This window comes from Psychrobacter sp. P2G3 (assembly GCF_001593285.1).
Lineage (GTDB): Bacteria > Pseudomonadota > Gammaproteobacteria > Pseudomonadales > Moraxellaceae > Psychrobacter.
Map to the genome: position 1 here is coordinate 2,490,625 of NZ_CP012529.1, position 21,121 is coordinate 2,511,745.

The following is a 21,121-nucleotide window of genomic DNA, read 5'->3' on the forward strand; positions in this document are numbered from 1 at the left end:
TAAATAGCTGGTCAAGTCAGTCTGTTTTTTTGGAAAATTTTCAGTAGGCTGAGTTTTAATTAAGCCTTGAAGCTTTGCAAAAGCAAAATGCTGGGTTGAAAACCCAGCCTACATCTAGAATTTGAATCATAAGTATCCCCTAGAAAGACAAGGCCTGAATCTGAGCGCTAACATTAGCACTATCACTACTTTCTAATGCCTGCTCATATAGCCGCAGATAACCATCAACCATCGTAGCGACGGAACAAAATTGCTCAGCACGAAGGCGACATGCCACGCGAGAAATACTTTTAATATCATCAAAAGCTTGAATAAAAGCATCTTTATCCATTTTAGGTACGATAATGCCAGTATCCGGCGTAACAATCTCAGCGCTCGCACCAACATTAAAACCTATGACTGGCGTACCGCAAGCCAAGCTCTCAGCCAATGTTAAGCCATAAGGCTCGTCCCATGTACTGGTAAAGAGCATAGCCGTCACTTGGCTTAAGCGTTCATTGATTTGATCTTTACTCAGATGACCGACGTAATTGAATAAAGACCCATCGTTTTTATCTTCTTCTAGTAGCGGTGCAACGTACTCATCAAAATATTCCTCATTACTCTTAGGCCCTGCAATAATGAGGCGCTTGCCTGCCGCTTTGCAATACTCCATCGCTAGATGTGTACCTTTCTCCACACAAATGCGCCCATACCAAAAGTAAACCTCGTCTTCAATTGGGTTTGTATTGGCATCAAATGACTGCACATCAATACCGTTATAGACCACATGAGAAGGCACGAACTCATCAAATAGCTGCTGCTGATGACCACTAATCGCGGTGAACTGAGTTTGCGTTCCTTGACGTAGTGTCAATAATGCCAAACGCAACTGCGGAAAAATCGGCGTATGAAAGGTGGTAAAGAAGCGTGCGCCAAACGCCTGACCCATCATCATCGGTATATGATGCAAGCTATGATTGTGCACCACATCGATCATGCCCTGCTCATCACGGCTGATGATATCACGCATGGCTTGCTGATAGACCAAATACTGATACAGCTCCTCACGGCTCATACCTACCGAATCATGCTCATTGTCATAGACCAACGCATCAAACTGCGTACGCGTCATAAAGGGCACGAGTGTCGCATTAGTTTGACTATCAGCGTGCGCGAAGAGCAACACTTCATGCCCTTGAGCGACCATTTCATCACAGATAAGCTCGGTAATCATCTCAAGACCGCCGGCGTATGGCTGCGCGATTGGATATAAAGAATGCGCAATAATGGCAATGCGCAACACTGGAGTATCCATTACTCTAGCACTACGGTAAGTAGTAACACTTGGTATATCGACAGTAGGGCTAGATAACATAACGAGTCCAATATGAATTAAGTAAATATGAGCCAATTAACAGTCATTAAATACAGATAAAAACTGTAGAGATTAAAACTAATGTTCTTAAAATTAATGTTCTTAGAAATTAACAGCATTGTCGTCTTTGAATGAAGACACCAAAGGTCTGTCTTCTGATTTAGCAATACTAATCGTATGCGGATGAGACGAGTTTTTAGTAACGAAGCTTTTAGCGCTTAGGTTTCTAGCACCGAGACTTCTACCATCAAGATTTTTAGTACTTAGACTCCTAGTAATGAAACTCTCAGCAGCTACCCTTTCATTCGCAACCTTATATTCTTCATAGCTATAATTAGCTAGCATCACTTTGGCAGCCCATACTTTTAGGAGACAAACCATCACAGCGCAGCCAAACAGTAGCGGTGAATATAACAGTGAAAATGGCGATACGATTATAGCTGTGGTTATATTTAACATTAGCAGTACTTTAGGCATCGCCATTAAATTGGCAGCATAAACTGATTTCCGTGTACTTATCAACTCTTGTTTCGGTGTACAGATAAATGGCTTTTTTTGTCCCCACAATACTGGCCACCATGATAAGGCGCCCAGCTCCCAAAAATTCAAATGCACAGCCCAAGCCCGCAAACGATTACTTAAACTTGGCGCAGCTCCATGGTTAGTTTGCTGATTGAGCGGTGCACTATCATGCATATATGCCCATAATTGCCTCCCCAAAAATATGGCGTAGCTTGCATACACGATATATAAAGGAGCAAGCAAAGCATGAATATTCAAACTGGTGCTGAATAGTAGCGCGCCCGTAATGATAAGCAGCGTCAATAGCTGCAATACGATAAAGATACCAGTAAAATTGACCCAAGCACTAAGCTGAGATAAGTGCGCACCCATGTACGCTAGGCGCTCACTAAGTTTCTTTTTTGTGGCGGATGAGTGTGTGACGAGTGAACTTGTGGAAGGCAAGTTTGATGACGCTGAGAAGTAAGTATTAAGCACTTGCATATTGCCGTAGATCCAACGTCGCCGCTGACTCATTAGGTCGTGTAAGGTAGTCGGCAGCAGTCCTGTCGCGATAACTTCAGGAACGAACTGACTACGCAAGCCGCGACCATGCATCAGCACACCCATCTGCGCATCTTCGGTAATTGATGCGCCTGACCAACCGCCCAAATCTAGTAGCGCGCGACGGCGAATAACTGCATAAGTCCCTGTCGATAGCGCGCGTTTACGGTTAAACGGACGGTATAAATGATGATTGAAATAATGATTTAACTCGCTATGAATATCGACTCGACCTGCGTCCCGATAAAACTGTGGAAATTGCAATAGCGCATGAGACGGATAGCGTTCGATGGCGTTTGCAATTGATACTCGTGCCTGCGGTAACGCCTGATAGTCACTGTCGACTACCACTATATGGCTGCAATTAGGATCCATGAGTCCTAACGCTAAATTAAGCGCGCCTGCTTTAAAACCTGCTACTGAATCGATATGATAAAAATGTACATTATGACGCGCATCAAGACTGGCACAGAACTGTGCTAGTGGCTCGTATAAGGTCATTTGAGTATTATTATTATCAACGATTAAAATCTCATCGTCGTCTGCTTTGATAGCCAATAATGATTTAATTGTCTCAATGACTAGCGCTGCTGGCTCAGCACGAGTCATTAGCTGAAAACTTAAACGTATAGGCGTTTCTTTACTAACATAGGCATTCTTTGATACAGCTTTGTACGTCTGGCTGTCTGCTCTATTTAGAATGTTTTTATTGAGAAGAGTTTTGTTCAGGATATTTCTATTGAGATTTTTTTCTTCGAAGTTATTGCTACGATCGCTTCTGCCGTGACTCTCAGTTTGAGCTTTAGAATTCTTTAGATGATAAGCAGGTGAACTATGAATCTTTAATGTATTATTCTTGGTTAAACTCAAGCTATTTATGTTTTTTGTTTTATTATCTGTGACAACGTATTGGTTTGCATTTACGTCAGCTTCTTTCATACCATCTCTCCTTATGGCACCTTTTGCTATAGCACTCCTTTCTATAGCATTCTGTCTTATGGTTTCCTCACTTATAAATAATGACGTTTTTGTAGAATAATTTACTTTATTGATACTCATGTCTTGTCCCTGTGTTTACCCGTTAACTAAGAAGGAAATTAAAACGAAAAATAGAAACTTGTCGGTTTCTATCATTGTCGTAACTTGTCTATCAGCGAGAGGGTCAACCCATGTACTTATAGCTGCTTAATTGACACTCAGTTTGTATTAGTCTTAAATTTTATCTGAGTAATATTATTCAAAGTCTTATCGTTATTTGCCTGTATAAAAATCTATGATAGTTGAAAGAAATAATAGTCTTTACCTGTGAAATGTACATAATCACCCCGTAGTGTAACGCCACGTAATTATTGTAAAAACGCTGCTATATTAGTCGCTTAGCGTCCATATAACTCTATCTATCGTCTTTGATACATTAATCATATTGTTTGATAGCTAACGATAAATACTCGAGGATACACGTCATGTTAATAGCTATTTCTTTAATGCTATAAAGGTTGGTTAAGGTGATGCTTGTCTTATGTATAGATTGATTTCTATGGCTTTATTTTGCACAAAAAAATGCCGCACCTATAAGATATAGATGCGGCATTTAAGAATGCTTCCAAACTGCTTTCAGAGAGCTAAGAACAAGCTATCCTATAGTATTATTAGTGTATGTCACAAGCTAGTTTACATCACAAGTTAGTTTAAAATACCATAAGCACATAACGCATCAGCCACTCGTTTGAAACCGACAATGTTGGCACCTGCTACATAGTCAATATAACCATTGTCAGTCTGATTGTACTTCTCTGACGCTTCAGCCGCGCAATCATGGATATTCTTCATTATAAGTTTTAGACGCTCATCAATTTGATCAAAACTTTTATATTGACGTACTGAATTTTGTGACATCTCAAGCGCAGATACTGCGACCCCTCCAGCATTTGCTGCCTTACCTGGCGCATAATGCACACGATGCAGACAGATATAATCAACTGCTTTGGCAGTCAGAGGCATATTAGCGCCTTCAACTACGTATTTTATGCCGTTTTCAACCATCAGTTTGGCATCATCTTCATCAACTTCGTTTTGAGTGGCTGAAGGGATAGCGATATCGCCCTTAAACTGCCATGGCTTTTGATCGGCAAACCACTCGCCACCATAGACATCGACATAGTCAGCTAACGGCTTACTTTGTTCTTTTTGCTTTTTAAGCCAGTCGATTTTTTCTTGATCGAGACCTGCTTCATCATATAAAGTACCTTTTGAATCAGACACCGTAATTGGAATACCACCGAGCATAAAGACCTTTTCAGCAGCATGTAGTGAGACGTTACCCGCCCCTGATATCAACACCCTCTTACCTTTGATATCTTCGTTCTGCGCGGCCAGCATATTCTCTAGGAAGTAAACTGCGCCATACCCTGTGGCCTCCGTACGCACCAAGCTACCACCAAAACCTACGCCTTTACCGGTTAATACACCGCCGTGCTCGTGAGTCAAGTTCTTGTACATGGCAAACATATAACTGACTTCACGGCTGCCAACACCGATATCGCCTGCTGGTACGTCAACGTCTTTACCAACATAGTGATGTAATTCGCGCATAAAAGCATAGCAAAAACGACGAATATCATTATCAGTTTTGCCCTTAGGGTCAAAATCAGAACCACCTTTACCGCCGCCCATAGGTAGACCAGTCAATGCATTTTTGAAGATTTGCTCAAAGCCTAAAAACTTCAAAATAGATTGATTCACCGATGGATGAAAACGTACGCCACCTTTATAAGGTCCCAAAGCGTTGCTGAACTGAACACGCCAGCCGCGATTGACTTGAACTTCGCCTTTATCGTTTTCCCAGTTAATACGAAAAGCGATAATACGATCAGGCTCTACTAGACGCTCGAATATTTTGAATTTTTGGTATTCAGGATGAGCATCATATAAAGGGGCAATGGTAAGCGCAACTTCTTTGACTGCTTGAACAAACTCAGGTTGATGGGCATAGCGCGCTTCAACTTTTTCGATGGCCTGACTGATACTCATAGATCTTCCTTAACTATAGAACGTGTGATGGTACTCGATTACATCTCTACAATACCGTACTCAGTAGACTACGGCATTGCAAGTACTGATGCAGGATTGATTTTTTGCGTTCGGTACACAAAAGGCTAGCGGGATTAAAAGCCGATAAGTTAAGCAACCGACAGGCGTCATGACGTTTATATGTCTATTGCATATCACTTTGAGACTACTGAGTATGTACAGATGGGATCGGTATGACAAAGACAGTAATTGTGGCGCGCAGCTTATATGGTCAAAACGGTTGGTTACTTGACATCTCCTATTTAATTTACCCTGCTACTGAAAAAAGTCAATCCCGTATTGCAATATAAATGCTACTAATTATGAACGGCTATGGTTATAGACGAATACATTCTAAGGCATCTTATTGATTCTTATCATATATTGGCCTAGACAAGCGTATGAGCGGTATAAAAAGTAAAGCAAATGGCAAAAAACTTAACTTAAATTCGATAATTTCATATCATTATTAATAGTAAGGCATTATAATAATCCACATTGCTAGTAAGGTATTATAATCGTTTACCTGAATACATCCTTTGTTTAAATACAAAGTTATTTTTGAATATTATCAATGAATGGTTTGTGTCCATTTAACAATGAGAGATTGTGAGATATCTATGCGTACAGATTCGTTCCAACAAATACTAGAAGACCTTAATAGCTCATCAGCAGACGTCGAAGCCTCTGCTCTAATCTCAAACGATGGCTTAATGATAGCTTCAGCTTTGCCGACAGGCGTGGATGAAGACCGCGTTGGTGCTATGTCAGCAGCGTTATTATCGTTGGGTGACCGCGCAGGTCGTGAGTTGGCTCGTGGCAGTATTGACCGTATTATGATTCAAGGTGAAAAAGGCTATGTGATTATGACTTCATCGGGCGATGAAGCAGTCCTTACGATTATGGCCAAAACCAATGCCAAACTTGGGTTGATATTTTTGGACATTAAACGCGCCTCAGAAGCACTTGCCAAGCTGATCTAAGTAATAGATCTAGGTAATAAAAATCATTCTTGTCGTCTAGCATAGTCGATCCACAATAATATCGACGCCAAAAAACCAAAGCAAACCAAGAGCAAGCTATAGATTAATATGGCGAGCGAAGTTGAGACCGTAGCGGTTTTATGACTATAGACGACTGAAAATTTATAATGATAAATATAGGAGGTTATTATGGGCTTTCCCCTTCTCGATGCCGCGAAGCCTGATATGCCAGCTGAGAAAGTTGCACTGACTTATCATGACGGTACTTCACGCAGCGTTTATGATTCTGCGATTGAACGTCCCTATCCTGATGGCAAGCTAATCGTCTCGCGTACGGATTTAGACGGTATCATCACCCATGTGAATGATGCGTTCGTCGAAATCAGTGGCTATACGACAGACGAGCTAATCGGTCAGCAGCACTATATATTGCGTCACCCTGATATGCCCAATGCCGCTTATCAAGATTTATGGCAAACGGTGAAAGCAGGACAAAAATGGCATGGCTATGTCAAAAATTTATGCAAAGATGGCAGCCATTATTGGGTATATGCGACTGTCGTGCCTAATGTACGCCGTGGACAAACCGTCGGCTATACGTCCGTGCGCCGTAAGCCCTCGCGTAGCAAGATTGAAGCGGCGACTATGCAATATGCCGAAATGAAACAGAATGAGGAAGGTTAAATCATGAACGAGAAGATGTATAACCTATTAATCGCCCCTGATTTTTCGCCTGATCATTTTGCAGGTTGGCATATGTTTAACACCTTAATCCAAAAGCGTGCGGACATTCACTTGCATCTCAATACACCGACCTCTCATGCTGAACAAGAAGAGATGGTCGATGCCGGTGACATACATATTATCTATGCCAATCCTTTTGATGCTGCCGCTTTGATTCGTGAAAAAGGCTATCGCGCCATCGCACGCCCAATCGGTAAATCTGATGAAATGGTCATTGCATCGGCCGCCAATAGTGACATTAATCACTTAGAAGATTTGACCAAAGGCGCAACCATCGCTATGGCAGACAACCGCGATGTGAAGCTTATCGGTCTGCGCTTACTAGAAGCGGTAGACTTAGAAGAAGCAGATCTAAACTGGGAAGTGACCGAAACCTATCAAGCAGCGGCAAGGCAAGTTATCAAAGGTAACGCACAAGCTGCGTTCTTCTTAGCAGAAATCTTTCATAGCTTCTCACGTTTGACCAAAGCACAACTGTCAGTACTGATCGAAAGTGATTTGGCAGATATTAGTCATGTGCTACTGATTAAAGATGATTTCACTGAGGCGGACGCATTGAGTCAGGCGATACTCACCTTTCATCAAGATGATAGCGGTAAAGAGGCGCTTACCGAGCTTGGTATGCCGCAAGGCTTTGAGGCGATGAGCGAAGAAGATGGCGAGTTTATGTTGGATTTGATGGAAACCTTACTTGATTAAGTTTTAAAAGGTCGTTCCTTTATAAAATCATGTATCGTCTGTCGCGCTAAAACCTATAATATCCCTTATATTAAGGATACCGTCATGGCTGATTTATTTCCAACTGACGAGTTACTTTTACATAAAAGCGGCGAGATGACTGCACGTCGCACGTTTCGTTATTACTCTCGGAAGATTTTCGCCGCGCCCAATAACCGCTACTATCACGAACAACGTATCAATGCCGCTTTGATGCTTAATGAAAAAGAACCGCTACAAGGCGCGGTCGCTGACTTTTTCTTTGGCTGTTGGTATGACATTCCTTACGATGTCAAAGATATCTTTGCTCGTATTCAAGGTCGCCTGCATCCGCAGATAGAGCACGCCTTTCATAACTGTATCAACAAGCTTGATTATATAAGGCACAGCAGTGAGTTTGCGACGCGCTGGAGCGTACTGGTAACGCCATCGTTGAACGTGCAAACCCATCGCCTACGTATCAGCAGTGATGATGCCAAAGAGATCGCTCGGAACATTACCAATGAGCTAATGAGCGCACGTGATGCGGCGGACTGGAATACGATTGAGCAAATTGAGCGTGAATTTTTTGCTCATTGCTTGGCTTGTAATGATCGCTTAGCCTTCTCTATCGTTTGGTTTCGCTTAGGTAAAAGCGACTGGCAATTTGATGAACACTGGAGTGATTGCCAACAGCAATTAGAACAAACGGGTTCAACTTCTACAAAAGAAATCTTAGGCTCTAAGCCAGTAAAAAACACGCTAAGCTTAGACAACAAGGCAAGCGCGTAGCTATTGCTGGTTTAACATTGCAACTGATTAACCCCTATTTTATTCCATCCTGTCGATAAGGTAACTTTTATGTCCACTTTTGATGATGCTGACAAAACCTATATTACCTTAACCCCTGCTGGCGTGTTTGAAGCATTTTCCCAAAGTAAACCAACCGCACAGCAGTTGGCATTACAGGCACTGTTGTCACATCGCGAGACGATGCTGGTCGCAGCATGGCTGGAGGAGTATTCAGAACGATGGTTAAATAACTTCGTTGAACAAGGTTTCATTGAAAAGCTATCTACCTTTTTGCCCGCTCCCCACTTACCACTTGATCAGTTTTTGCCGTATGTGGTGGCAAGCTTATCCGGCAAGCGCCGCGCTGCCATCGCTTCAGACGAAGGGTTTTGTTTGGCGCGCATTGGCTACAGCCAAGAAGAAGCCGACATGCTTAGCGTAGCGGCAGCGGACTTCTCTGGATTTATGTTACGTCAAAGACAGCGCGGCTGGGCAGTTGAAAGCCAAGCGATATCTTTCTTCCAACAAGTTGATTTATTGATTCCTGAGACCAGCTTTGTATTTTTGTGGATCGATGGTGGCGGCTATGCACTTATTATCGACGGTGAACCCTTGACCAATAATCGCGCCTTTGTTGAGCTAATCTGGGGCATCAAAACCTCTGGGCTACGATTTGATAACTAAAGCTCCATTATAAAAAAACGTCAATGCAAAATATAACTTCGTCAAGGCATGACTTCGTACTGAAACTCTCCGATATCAAGCAATCGTGCATCTAATATGTCCAAACTAAGTGCACGCTTACAACCCATTCACTTTAAAAGTCAGCCAGTGCTGCTGGAATTAATTTTTGCAGCCTCTGTCACGCTGGCGAACAGCACACAAGAAAAGCTTATGCTAGTAGCACGTCTTATAGAAGACTCCTTTTAATAGCAGACTTCAAAAAGCTAGCAACATCAGTAATGCTAGTAATATTAGTACCTTGCGAAATAACAATAACTCACCGAGCTATCAGGCATAATATTATCCAGTTAATCTTAAATTAATTACACCCACCTCTTTATATAGGCTGTTACTCAGTCTTTCCCACCTTTTTATTATCCAACTCCTGATAGTGGCAACCTCTGCCAATCCTTGCACTCTTGCTCATTTTTTAGGACAGTTTATGACTTCGCTTACTACTGTGCGCGTGCGTTATCAAACGATTGAAATTGGCAATACCGATATTCACATTTGCACCTTACGCGACAACCAACAATTCAGTGACCCTGACGATGAGGCACTCAATTTAGGTATTTGCTCGGCATCTTGGCCACTGTTTGGGGTGATATGGCCGTCAAGCTTGGTACTGGCTAACCATATGCTCGATTATAATATCGCGGGTAAGCGTATATTGGAGGTCGGCTGCGGGATGGCACTATCCAGCCTACTACTTAATCATCGGCATGCGGACATCACGGCGACGGACTATCATCCGACGGTCGAGTACTTCCTTGATCGCAATACCACGTTAAATAATAATAAAGAAATTAACTTTGAGCGCTTAGACTGGGCCGAAGACAACAGTCAACTTGGACGCTTTGATATGATCATCGGTAGCGACCTACTCTACGAAGATCAGCATATCGATATATTGGCCGCATTCATTGATCGCCATGCCAGCTCCAACTGTGAAGTCATCATCGTTGACCCCGGTCGCGGACGCAAAAACAAGCTGACGACAAAAATGATTGAATCAGGCTTTAGTAGTCAACACATAAAACCTGAAGATACTACTTATTTGGATCTACCGTTTAAGGGGCATATCTTGACGTTTTCTCGAAATAGTTAAGATTTTTGAGAGATTTTAAAAAATCTGACTTAAAACTATAATGGCAATTTATTAAATTTCTAACAAAAATATTTCTGATTTGTAAGAAAAAATCCTACTAACCACTATGGTTTGTATTTTTTGCCTTTAGAGTTTATTAATTAACTATTAACAATAGATTCCTGCCACTGCTGTTGAGTAACCTTATACAAGACGTGCTCAGCAAGTGGATGGCTGGGATTAAGCATTGGATGATAAAAGTTTTCTTGTGTATCAGTCATACCAATACGCTGCATAATCAATTGCGAGTGCTTGTTAATAACGGCAGTAAAGGCGACGACTTCATCAAGCTCTAATGTTTTAAATGCGAACCTTAACGAGGCTCTTGCTGCCTCAGTTGCATAACCTTGTCCCCAATAGTCTTTGTGTAGTCGCCAACCAATTTCCACATTGGGCGCAAAAGGCATATCAGCATGTGCTTCATTCAAGCCAACCATACCGATAAAGGTATCCTTCTTTTCTAAACTGCCTTTTAGACTCACCGCCCAAAACCCCCAACCTTTATCTTCAATAAGCTGCTGGCACTTATTGGCTATCACATCGCTCAATGCTGGCGATAATAGCTTGGGAAAGTATTTCATTACCTCGGGATCAGCATTCATTTCTGCAAACACCGCAAAGTCGCTTGGCTGCCATTGCCTGAGGTAGAGCCGTTCTGTTGTTAGCACTTTTTGCGTCATGATATTTTGCCTGCTTCGTCCAATGCCTAATTCTACTGACATCTAGTACATTCTGCACTATTAGTACGTTCTGCCGCTACACATTCACTTTATACTTCAAATCACGCGCCTCATCACCCGTCATCCCACGAAACCCCCAACAATGCGCTGGTTGCTCTTTTATCGTAATTTCGATATCTATCGGTGCGATTCCTACCTCCGACTCGATGCGTTGGAACAATGATTTGATCAGCACCTTTTGGGTAGCGATAGTACGTCCTTCCATCATATTGATCTCAATCACAGTATAAGCTGCAGACCTATCAGCAGGATAGTAAAAATCCTCAGAGTCTAGCGGTATGAAGCGCTGTGCCCTTTTATCCTCTGGTAGTCCAAGCACCGACTGCTTGCAGTTATGAATGACAGTAGACAGCGCTGCTTAAATAGGATTGAGATTCTCTTTAACACCATAGATAACGATCATAAGTAAGCCTATATACTTTAGAGAAAATAATTTTATTTAATTTAATTAAAAACTCATTTAATCACAAACCCTATTTCTTAGGAATAATAAAAAAAATATTTTATTATGATTAAATTTATATAACTTAAAATATAATCCTTAACTTATTATTTATTTACATATTTAGAACTATTATTATATTTTGATTAAATTTATACATATATGAAAAAATTTTTACTTAAAATTTTACATCTTAATCTTTTAACCTTAAAAGACTAATAAATAAAATTTAATATATTTTATTATTTATTAAACCATATTTATCTTTCGTCTTATCGAGAATCCATATCTTAGTAATGCTCATATAGTCTAATCGATACTTCGTACACTATACCTTACAAGGCATTGATAACACCTGCTTAATAATCTTAAAACAATCTCAAAACAATCTCAAAACAATGACTTTTAAAGCTATTTTTTTAGTTATATAAAACTTATAACTCATCTATGAAAAATAAAAACCTCTTATTTATATTCGTTTAAATGAATATTAAAATATCTATATACAATCTTTAAAACGAATATTAATTATCAGTTAAAATAAAAATATAATTATGGTTTATAAAAGTTAATTAACTTCACTTTGTATTACTTTTGTATTACCATTAATTATAAATTATTCGTTAATTAAAAGTATTAGTTATTTCTTCTCTACTAATGTCAATTTATTATCAGCAGATCTTACTGTTATCAGGCAGGGTTTTGACCACTACAGGATGTTACCTTATGAATCGCAATTATAAAGTTATTTGGAATCAGTCATTAAACTGTTTTATGGCAGTAGCAGAATATGCGAAAAGTCGCGGCAAATCATCAAGTGCCGTCGTAAGCTCTAACGCTGCAAGTGCTTCCAATGACACGCTAACGGGAGGCGCGCAACTCTTGCGCCTTAGTGCATTGTGCGTGGGGCTAGCTAGTGCTGGATTTAGTATGCAAGCAGTAGCTGTTGTAGGAGCTAGTTCAATAGATACTAACGAGTGTCTTATTTCTGCTCTTGGCACAGATACCATGGCAGATAAGTCTACTGGTGATATCGCTATAGGCTGTGAGAGCGATGCTAGTGGTAGAAACAATATTGCAATAGGTGGTAGAGCAACGACTAAGGTAGATGCAGGAGACATACAAGGCGCTCAAAGTATAGCCATAGGCTATGATACTCAAGTAAAAGGTGATCAATCTATAGGATTTGGTGCCAATGTACGCTCCAATAGTAGCTCATCTATTGCAATCGGTGGTGATGATTTAGATTCAGCATCTAAGAGCAATATAGACGGTTCAACGAACAGTAATTTAAACAGTGGCGATGTCAACGAAGCTTTTAAAAAGTTCGCAGGTCGTGATTTAGTCTATACAGCTGCAGAAGGTGCAAGTAATCCAAATATTCCAGATGCAAATAGAAGACAATATATCGGCACAGAAACTGCTGGAGCTGCTTCAGTAGCTATTGGCGTACAAGCACAGTCAATCGGTGCGTTATCCACTGCATTTGGTACACAGGCTACCTCTATTGGTGTAGGTTCTACAGCTCTTGGTGTATCAGCCACTGCCACCAAGTCAGGTTCAGTCGCTCTTGGTGCTGGCGCAGAGACAGATAGCGATGCTACTTCCGAAAAGACAATTGTAATAGGTGGCAACACCTATAACTTCGCTGGTAGTGTGTTAGATGATGTAGGTGCGGTCAAGTTAGGTGCGCAAGTCTCCGTCGGTGCAGCAGGGCTTGAACGACAAATAAAGAACGTCGCTGGTGGTAAAATTAGCACAGACAGTACTGATGCTATTAATGGTAGTCAATTAGCGGCTACCAACTCAGCACTTGAAGCTACTAATAACAATATTGTAGGCTTAACCAATGGCTCCGTAGGCCTTGTTCGTCAAGACAACGGAACAAACCCTATAACAGTTGGTAATGCTACTGGCGGCACAAGCGTTAACTTTGCTGGTACTAATGGCGTGCGTACGCTAAGCGGCCTTGCTAATGGTAATGTTACTACCGGATCAACCGAAGCTGTCACAGGTGATCAGTTAAATACTACCAATACTCATGTCACCGACAACAGCAATCGCTCTACTGGCAACTTAGCTGCATTGGGCGGCAATGCTGCTTATGATGCGGCAAACAATACTTATACCGCTCCAACTTATACTTTAGATGACGGTACCAATACGACTACGAATACCACGGTTAACAATGTCGGTGATGCGCTAGGCAACCTTGATACTCGTACTACTACTAATACCACTGATATTGCGAAAGGCATCAACGTTGGCGATGGCACGACAGACAACAACTTTGCGCTAGGTAATACTATTAATGTCACTGGTGACAGCAACCTAACCAGCAGCACCACCGCCGATGGCGTACAAGTTAGTTTAAATGAGAGCGTTGATCTTGGTGCAAATGGTAGCGTTAGAACAGGTAATACTACCGTCAATAGATCTGGTATTACTTTAACCGGTGGTACAAACCAAACAGTGACTCTAAGCAATGAAGGTCTTAATAACGGTGGCAATCGTATTACTAAAGTTGCCGACGGTATCGTAGCTGATGACGCGGTGAATTTCGGTCAATTAGATGCAGCAGCAGGGGCTGCTGATACCAAGACTGATGCGCTAGGCAACAGCACAGCAAGCAACTTAGGCGGCGGTGCAAGCTATAACGCTGCAACAGGTGTAGTTGAAGCACCCATCTATACCTTAAATAACGGCGATAACGATGGTAACACCACAGGCTATAACGATGTCGGTAGCGCACTAGGCAACTTAGATGGTCGCACCACGGCAAACACTTCTGGTCTTGCAGATCTGGCCTCAGGTAGAACTGGTCTGGTTCGTCAAGACACAGGTACAAGCGCTATCACCGTTGGCGCTCAAACGGGTGGTACCAGCGTTGACTTTAGTAATTCAACAAATGAGAACCGTAAACTGACAGGCGTTGCTGCCGGAACAGCCGACAATGATGCGGTGAACGTGAGTCAATTAAATACTACCAATAGCAATGTTGCCACTAATGCTAGCAACATCACTGATAACGATAACCGCTCAGCAGGCAACCTAGCTGCTCTAGGTGGCGGCGCTGCTTATGATGCAGCAACTGATACCTATACTGCCCCAACCTATACCTTGGATGACGGGACTAATACTGGCTCCAATACCACGGTCAACAACGTTGGTGGCGCTCTTAGTAATTTAGATACTCGTACCACTACTAATACCGCTGATATTGCAAAGGGCTTTAACATTAGCGCAGCTGGTGGTACTAATGATAACGTTCAACTTGGTGAAAGCGTCAACTTCACAAATACCGACGGCAACCTAGTTGTGACCAATACTGTCGATAATGGCATTAACTACGACTTAGCAGAGAACATCAGTGTCACCCAAGCGACTATTGGTGATGCCACTAATAATACGGTATTGACCAGCACAGCTAATGGTTTAGATGTAGGCGGTGATAAAATCACTAACCTATCCAACGGCACTATTGCTGCTGGATCAAGTGATGCAGTGACAGGTGATCAATTAAATACTACCAATCAAAACGTTGCAGCCAACAGAACAGATATTGATACCAACACCAGCGATATCGACGACATCAACGCTGGTCGTACCGGTATCGTCCGTCAAGATGCTGGCACAGGCGCGATCACTGTTGGTGCTGCTACTGGTGGTACCAGCGTTAACTTTACTGGTACTGATGGCGTGCGTACCTTAAGTGGCCTTGCTAATGGTAACGTTGCTGCTGGATCAAATGACGCAGTGACTGGTGATCAGTTAAATACTACTAATACTAACGTTACTGCTAATAGAACAGACATCGATATCAACGCAGGCAACATTACCGACAACAGTAATCGCTCTACTGGCAACCTAGCTGCATTAGGCGGCGGCGCTGCTTATGATGCAGCAACCGATACCTATACTGCCCCAACCTATACCTTGGATGACGGGACTAATACTGGCTCCAATATCACGGTCAACAACGTTGGTGGCGCGCTAGGTAACCTAGATATACGCACCACCACCAATACAACTGACATCAATAAAGGTATTAGCTTTGGGAATGGCACGACAGATAATAACTTTGCGCTAGGCGATACTATTAATGTCACTGGTGACAGTAATATCACTTCTACTACTACTGCTAATGGCGTACAAGTTAGTTTAAATGAGAGCGTTGATCTTGGTGCAAATGGTAGCTTCACCGCCGGTAACAGTGTCTTAAACAACACCGGTCTGACCATTACGGGTGGACCGAGTATCACCAGTGCTGGTATCAATGCCGCCGGTAATAAAATCACCAACGTCGATGACGGTACGGACGCAGGCGACGCAGTGAATTTCGGTCAGCTAGAAGCATCAAGCAATGCTGCTGATACTAAGACCGATGTCTTGGGCAACAGTACAGCGAGTAACCTAGGTGGCGGCGCGAACTATAACGCAGCCACTGGCGCAGTCAGTGCTCCAAGCTATACTTTAGATGATGGGACTAATGCTAGTGTCAACACTACGGTCAATAACGTGGGCGCTGCCCTCACCAACCTTGATGGTCGTACCACTACTAACACTAGCGATATCGACGATATCAACGCTGGTCGCACCGGTATCGTCCGTCAAGACGCCGGTACAGGCGCGATTACCGTTGGTGCTCAGACTGGCGGTACAAGCGTTAACTTTACTGGCACTGATGGCGTGCGTACCTTGAGTGGCCTTGCAAATGGTAACGTTGCCACAGGTTCAACCGAAGCGGTGACGGGTGATCAATTAAACACTACTAATACCAACATCACCGACAACAGCAATCGCTCTACTGGCAACTTAGCGGCATTGGGCGGCAATGCTGCTTATGATGCAGCAAACAATACTTATACCGCTCCAACTTATACTTTAGATGACGGTACCAATACGACTACCAATACCACGGTTAACAACGTTGGTGACGCGCTAGGTAACCTAGATATACGCACCACCACCAATACAACTGACATCAATAAAGGTATTAGCGTTGGGAATGGTACGACAGACAATAACTTTGCGCTAGGCGATACTATTAATTTCACTGGTGATAGTAATATCACTTCTACTACCACCGTCGATGGCGTACAAGTTACTCTGAACGATAATATTGATGTTAATAGAATCACTGCTGGTAACAGTACATTAAATAATGCTGGTGTTACCATTGTTGATGGTCCTAACAATACTGTTACCCTTAGCGGATCTGGACTCAATAACGGTAATAATAGAATTACCAACCTAGCTGATGGCATTGCACCAAATGACGCAGCAACTTTCGGTCAATTAACAGACACCAATAATATTGCAACAGGGAACTTGTCTGCCCTTGGCGGCGGTGCAACTTATAATGCTGTAACTGATACCTATACCGCGCCGACTTATACACTAAATAATGGTAGCAATACCGGTACCACCAGCGACTTTGATAACGTCGGTAGTGCACTAGGCAACCTAGATGGTCGTACCACTGCGAACACTTCTGGTCTCGCAGATCTGGCCTCAGGTAGAACTGGTCTGGTTCGTCAAGACACAGGTACAAGCGCTATCACCGTTGGCGCTCAGACTGGCGGTACAAGCGTTAACTTTACCAATGTAGGTGGCGATGCTCGTCAACTAACAGGCGTGGCAAGTGCAGGTGATATAAGTTTACCTGCCAATGCAAATACTGCGGTGAATGCTGGTGACATGAATGCAGCGGTTACAGGCTTGACTAATGCTGGTCTAAACTTCCAAGGCGACGACGGTACATTGATCGATCGCAACCTTGGCGACACACTCAGGGTTACAGGTAGCGCAACTGGTAACTTAACCACTGGCAATATCGGTGTGGTAGCAGACGGTACAGATGGTCTGAGCGTCCAGTTGGCTGAGAACATTAACCTTGGTACTGATGGTAGTGTGATGACTGGCAACACAGTAACGGATAACACAGGCGTTACCATCACGGATGGTACTGTTGGTGGTAACTCAACCACCATCACAGCAGCAGGCACTAACGTAACTGATGGCATCAACACCAGCAACTACGGTGCAAACGGCTTCACAGCGACTGATGGGATCAACAGCACTACTGTTGGTACAGGTCGTATTAGTGTGAGCGGTGTTGACAACACCGACCCATCAAACCCTGTCTCCAACACCTTGGTATTAGATGGCAACACAGGACAAATTAGCGGTGTTGCCGATGCAACTGCTGCTGACCAAGCCATCAATAAAGGCCAACTAGACGCGATAGCAAATGCCGGTAACACTAAGGCAGATGCTTTGGGCAATAGTACAGCGAGTAACCTAGGTGGCGGCGCGAACTATAACGCAGCCACTGGCGCAGTCAGTGCTCCAAGTTATACCTTAGATGATGGGACTAATGCTAGTGTCAACACTACGGTCAATAACGTGGGCGCTGCCCTCACCAACCTTGATGGTCGTACCACTACTAACACTAGCGATATCGACGATATCAACGCTGGTCGCACCGGTATCGTCCGTCAAGACGCCGGTACAGGCGCGATTACGGTTGGCGCTCAGACTAATGGCAATAGTGTTGACTTTACTGGTACTGATGGCGTACGTACGCTAAGTGGTCTTACTAATGGCAACGTTGTCGCAGGTTCAACTGAAGCGGTGACTGGTGATCAGTTAAACAGCAGCGCAGCTTCTCTTGCAACCGTCATTGGTGGCAATGCAACGAACGCTAGCGGTATTGTCACCGCAACCAACATTGGCGGCACTGGCGTTAACACGATTGACGGTGCCATCTCATCGGTTAAAGATGCAGCTACCAAAGCGAAAAGCACCGTCACTGAAGGTAAAAACATCACCGTTTCCGAAACGGTCAACACTGATGGTTCTACTGATTATGAAGTCAAAACCAAAGAAGACTTAGCACTTACTAGCGTGACGACCGGCAATACCGTAACCAACACTGCTGGTGTAAGCATTGATGATGGTGCAGACAACATCACGACCATGACTAGTGCAGGCACCAACGTCACTGACGGTACTAATACCAGCAACTATGGCGCAGAAGGCTTTAGTGCCACAGACAATGCTGGTAACAATGGCATCACTGTCAACCAAGGCGGCATAAGCTTCATTAATGGCACAGGCGACACAACAGGGCCAATCATCACGGCACAAGGCATTGATGCAAACGCTACTAAAATCACTAACCTTGCCAATGGTTCAGTAGCTAGCGATGCAGCAACCTTTGGTCAATTAAGCGCTATTGCTGGCAACATAACTGCAGGTGGCGTTCAATATGATCGTAATGATGACGATACAGTAAACTACGATAGAGTTATCTTTAACGGTACACAGGCTGTTATTGGTAAAGACGATAACGATAATAATATCGTAGTAAGCGGTGGCACCACTCTTACTAACATTGCCAATGGTATCAATGCTGCTGATGCAGTTAATAAAGGTCAGCTTGATAGAGCTACCAAAGTCAAAATCTTCGATAAAAATGGTGATGAAGTTACCATTAATATCGCTGAGCAAGTCGCTAACACCTCTGTAGATAACAGTAATTTGGATTCGTTGTTCTTAACCTACGATGTCGAAGGTCAAGAAGTTACCGATCGTTTAAGTATCGGTCAAACCGTGCAAAAAATGAATACCGAAGGGGTAAAATTTGCTCATACCAATGCCGTTAGTGCTGACGGTGATTTGGGTATTACCAACGACTCAAGCGCTGGTGGTGCTAACTCAACAGCCATTGGTGTCAATGCTATTGTAGAGTCTGGTGCAGATAGTACGATTGCCTTAGGATTTGATACCAAAGCGACGACAGAAGCTACAAACTCTGTAGTCATAGGTAAGGGCTCTCAAGTCAATGGTGCCTCTTCTGTTGCCATCGGTGATGGTGCTCAAGCCAACGGCACTCAGTCTATTAGTGTAGGTACAGGCAACATCGTCAACGGTAATAACTCAGGGGCCTTTGGTGACCCAAGTATTATTGATGGCAATAACAGTTACTCAGTAGGTAATAATAATACTATTGATAGTGATGACACCTTTGTATTCGGCAACAATGTCACTCAAACTGTCGAGGGTTCAGTAGTATTAGGCACTGGCTCTGCAGCGATGACAGGTGCTGGAATTATTGGTTTTGGCGCAGTCGGTAATGCGGCGATTATGGCTACTACAAGCACTACAGGCGCAGTTGCTGTAGGCGATGCGGCTAATGGCACATATCGCCAAATCACAGGTGTCGCTGCTGGTACAGCCGACTCTGACGCCGTCAACGTCTCACAGTTAAAAGCAGTCAGTGACGCACTTGGTGATAGCAATGCATCCCTCAATAATGCAGCAGTCCAATACGACGAAAACCCAGATGATAATACTGTCAATAAAGGCAGTATCACATTAGGTGGCGGTGCTGGAGGTACCACTATTACTAACGTGGCTAATGGGGTTGGAGCAACAGACGCAGTTAATAAAGGTCAGCTAGATAACCTTGGTAGCGGTGTCGCTGGTATTATTGGTGGAGATGCACAATACGACGCTGCTGGAAATCTCACTGTCAGTAACATTGGTGGCACTGGCAAAGGTAACATCAGTGATGCTATTGCTGCTGTCAATCAAGGCAATGCGCAGTCTAATCAAGACATCCAAGCCAATAACGAGAAGATCACAGACAATACTGGTCGTCTTGACGCAGGTATTAGCTTTGGCGCGGATAATGGCGATAACATCAGTCAGAGCGTCGGCGGTAATAATGGCAGCATTCAGTTTGAAGGCGGTAATAACATTACGACCAGCACTGCTAATGGCGGTATTCAAATTGGCCTAGATGGCAACATCGAAGTCGATAGTGTCACCACAGGCAATACGGTGGTTGATAACACAGGCGTCACCATCAAAGATGGTCCTAGCATGACCGCTGAAGGCTTTAATGCAGCCAACACTGTCATTACTGGAGTTGAAGCTGGTACCAATGAAAAAGATGCGGTCAACTTCGGTCAACTCACTGCTCTTGATAAAAAACTGGGTGATAGCGTCAACGCGCTAGGCTACAGAGTTGGTGAAGTCGAAGACAATGCAAACGCTGGTATCTCAGCAGCGATGGCAATGTCTTCATTACCGCAAGCTTATATTCCAGGTAAGTCAATGGTCGGCGGCGGTATCGCGTCATACAATGGCGAAAGTGCAGTGGCTGTTGGTGTATCTAAAGTATCTGATAACGGTCGTTGGGTAATTAAAGTGAATGGTACGGCAGATACGCAAGGGAATGCTGGCGGTGCAATTGGTGCAGGCTTCCATTTCTAGTATAACAACGTTACTTCACGACAGCGTTTGTCTGCCAGTAGGTTTGGTTATAAATAGATAGGCGCTGTCAAATTACTC

Annotated in this window: 13 protein-coding genes; 8 read left to right on the top strand and 5 right to left on the bottom strand. The window is 43.2% G+C overall.

Going from position 1 to position 21,121, the window contains the following annotated elements:
• Positions 1–139: 139 nt before the first annotated feature.
• The 3 genes from AK823_RS10065 to gdhA form a co-directional block, all read right to left on the bottom strand.
• Positions 140–1,357: a glycosyltransferase gene (locus AK823_RS10065; protein ID WP_068328788.1), complete on the bottom strand. Its 1,218-nt coding sequence runs from the start codon at positions 1,355–1,357 to the stop codon at positions 140–142.
• A 102-nt stretch (positions 1,358–1,459) separates the two neighbouring features.
• A complete protein-coding gene (locus tag AK823_RS10070; protein WP_068328790.1) occupies positions 1,460–3,361 on the bottom strand; it encodes a glycosyltransferase family 2 protein in 1,902 nt (633 codons plus the stop codon).
• 744 nt (positions 3,362–4,105) lie between these two features.
• A complete protein-coding gene (gene gdhA, locus AK823_RS10075; protein WP_068037026.1) occupies positions 4,106–5,452 on the bottom strand; it encodes an NADP-specific glutamate dehydrogenase in 1,347 nt (448 codons plus the stop codon).
• Between the two features lie 659 nt (positions 5,453–6,111).
• On the opposite strand from gdhA, the gene AK823_RS10080 reads away from it, so the two are divergent.
• From AK823_RS10080 to AK823_RS10105, 7 genes are all read left to right on the top strand, one after another.
• On the top strand, positions 6,112–6,474 hold the full coding sequence (locus AK823_RS10080) for a roadblock/LC7 domain-containing protein (protein WP_068037029.1): 363 nt from the start codon (positions 6,112–6,114) through the stop codon (positions 6,472–6,474).
• Between the two features lie 189 nt (positions 6,475–6,663).
• The gene (locus tag AK823_RS10085; protein ID WP_068328793.1) at positions 6,664–7,158 is read left to right on the top strand and encodes a PAS domain-containing protein; all 495 of its coding nucleotides are present in this window, start codon (positions 6,664–6,666) and stop codon (positions 7,156–7,158) included.
• Between the two features lie 3 nt (positions 7,159–7,161).
• On the top strand, positions 7,162–7,917 hold the full coding sequence (locus AK823_RS10090; protein WP_228138847.1) for a phosphate/phosphite/phosphonate ABC transporter substrate-binding protein: 756 nt from the start codon (positions 7,162–7,164) through the stop codon (positions 7,915–7,917).
• A gap of 84 nt (positions 7,918–8,001) precedes the next feature.
• A complete protein-coding gene (locus AK823_RS10095) occupies positions 8,002–8,706 on the top strand; it encodes a hypothetical protein (protein ID WP_068328795.1) in 705 nt (234 codons plus the stop codon).
• A 69-nt stretch (positions 8,707–8,775) separates the two neighbouring features.
• Positions 8,776–9,390: a hypothetical protein gene (locus tag AK823_RS10100; protein WP_068328798.1), complete on the top strand. Its 615-nt coding sequence runs from the start codon at positions 8,776–8,778 to the stop codon at positions 9,388–9,390.
• Positions 9,391–9,486: 96 nt separating this feature from the next.
• Positions 9,487–9,636 carry a hypothetical protein gene (locus AK823_RS14130; RefSeq protein WP_158510475.1) on the top strand — a complete coding sequence of 50 codons (150 nt, stop codon included), beginning with the start codon at positions 9,487–9,489 and terminating at the stop codon, positions 9,634–9,636.
• Between the two features lie 235 nt (positions 9,637–9,871).
• The gene (locus AK823_RS10105) at positions 9,872–10,537 is read left to right on the top strand and encodes a histidine kinase (protein ID WP_068328801.1); all 666 of its coding nucleotides are present in this window, start codon (positions 9,872–9,874) and stop codon (positions 10,535–10,537) included.
• A gap of 140 nt (positions 10,538–10,677) precedes the next feature.
• Here AK823_RS10105 and AK823_RS10110 read toward each other — a convergent pair whose 3' ends face one another.
• A complete protein-coding gene (locus tag AK823_RS10110) occupies positions 10,678–11,256 on the bottom strand; it encodes a GNAT family N-acetyltransferase (protein ID WP_068328804.1) in 579 nt (192 codons plus the stop codon).
• A gap of 76 nt (positions 11,257–11,332) precedes the next feature.
• On the bottom strand, positions 11,333–11,635 hold the full coding sequence (locus tag AK823_RS10115) for a tautomerase family protein (RefSeq protein ID WP_228138848.1): 303 nt from the start codon (positions 11,633–11,635) through the stop codon (positions 11,333–11,335).
• A gap of 849 nt (positions 11,636–12,484) precedes the next feature.
• Here AK823_RS10115 and AK823_RS10120 point away from each other — a divergent pair.
• Positions 12,485–21,043 (top strand): YadA-like family protein, encoded by an 8,559-nt coding sequence (locus AK823_RS10120; RefSeq protein WP_068328807.1) that lies wholly within the window; start codon positions 12,485–12,487, stop codon positions 21,041–21,043.
• Positions 21,044–21,121: the final 78 nt, after the last annotated feature.

Bases quoted from the DNA above. Each gene is read 5' to 3' on its own strand.
- AK823_RS10065 (WP_068328788.1), bottom strand. From the start codon at position 1,357: ATGTTATCTAGCCCTACTGTCGATATACCAAGTGTTACTACTTACCGT.
- AK823_RS10070 (WP_068328790.1), bottom strand. From the start codon at position 3,361: ATGAAAGAAGCTGACGTAAATGCAAACCAATACGTTGTCACAGATAAT.
- gdhA (WP_068037026.1), bottom strand. From the start codon at position 5,452: ATGAGTATCAGTCAGGCCATCGAAAAAGTTGAAGCGCGCTATGCCCAT.
- AK823_RS10080 (WP_068037029.1), top strand. From the start codon at position 6,112: ATGCGTACAGATTCGTTCCAACAAATACTAGAAGACCTTAATAGCTCA.
- AK823_RS10085 (WP_068328793.1), top strand. From the start codon at position 6,664: ATGGGCTTTCCCCTTCTCGATGCCGCGAAGCCTGATATGCCAGCTGAG.
- AK823_RS10090 (WP_228138847.1), top strand. From the start codon at position 7,162: ATGAACGAGAAGATGTATAACCTATTAATCGCCCCTGATTTTTCGCCT.
- AK823_RS10095 (WP_068328795.1), top strand. From the start codon at position 8,002: ATGGCTGATTTATTTCCAACTGACGAGTTACTTTTACATAAAAGCGGC.
- AK823_RS10100 (WP_068328798.1), top strand. From the start codon at position 8,776: ATGTCCACTTTTGATGATGCTGACAAAACCTATATTACCTTAACCCCT.
- AK823_RS14130 (WP_158510475.1), top strand. From the start codon at position 9,487: ATGTCCAAACTAAGTGCACGCTTACAACCCATTCACTTTAAAAGTCAG.
- AK823_RS10105 (WP_068328801.1), top strand. From the start codon at position 9,872: ATGACTTCGCTTACTACTGTGCGCGTGCGTTATCAAACGATTGAAATT.
- AK823_RS10110 (WP_068328804.1), bottom strand. From the start codon at position 11,256: ATGACGCAAAAAGTGCTAACAACAGAACGGCTCTACCTCAGGCAATGG.
- AK823_RS10120 (WP_068328807.1), top strand. From the start codon at position 12,485: ATGAATCGCAATTATAAAGTTATTTGGAATCAGTCATTAAACTGTTTT.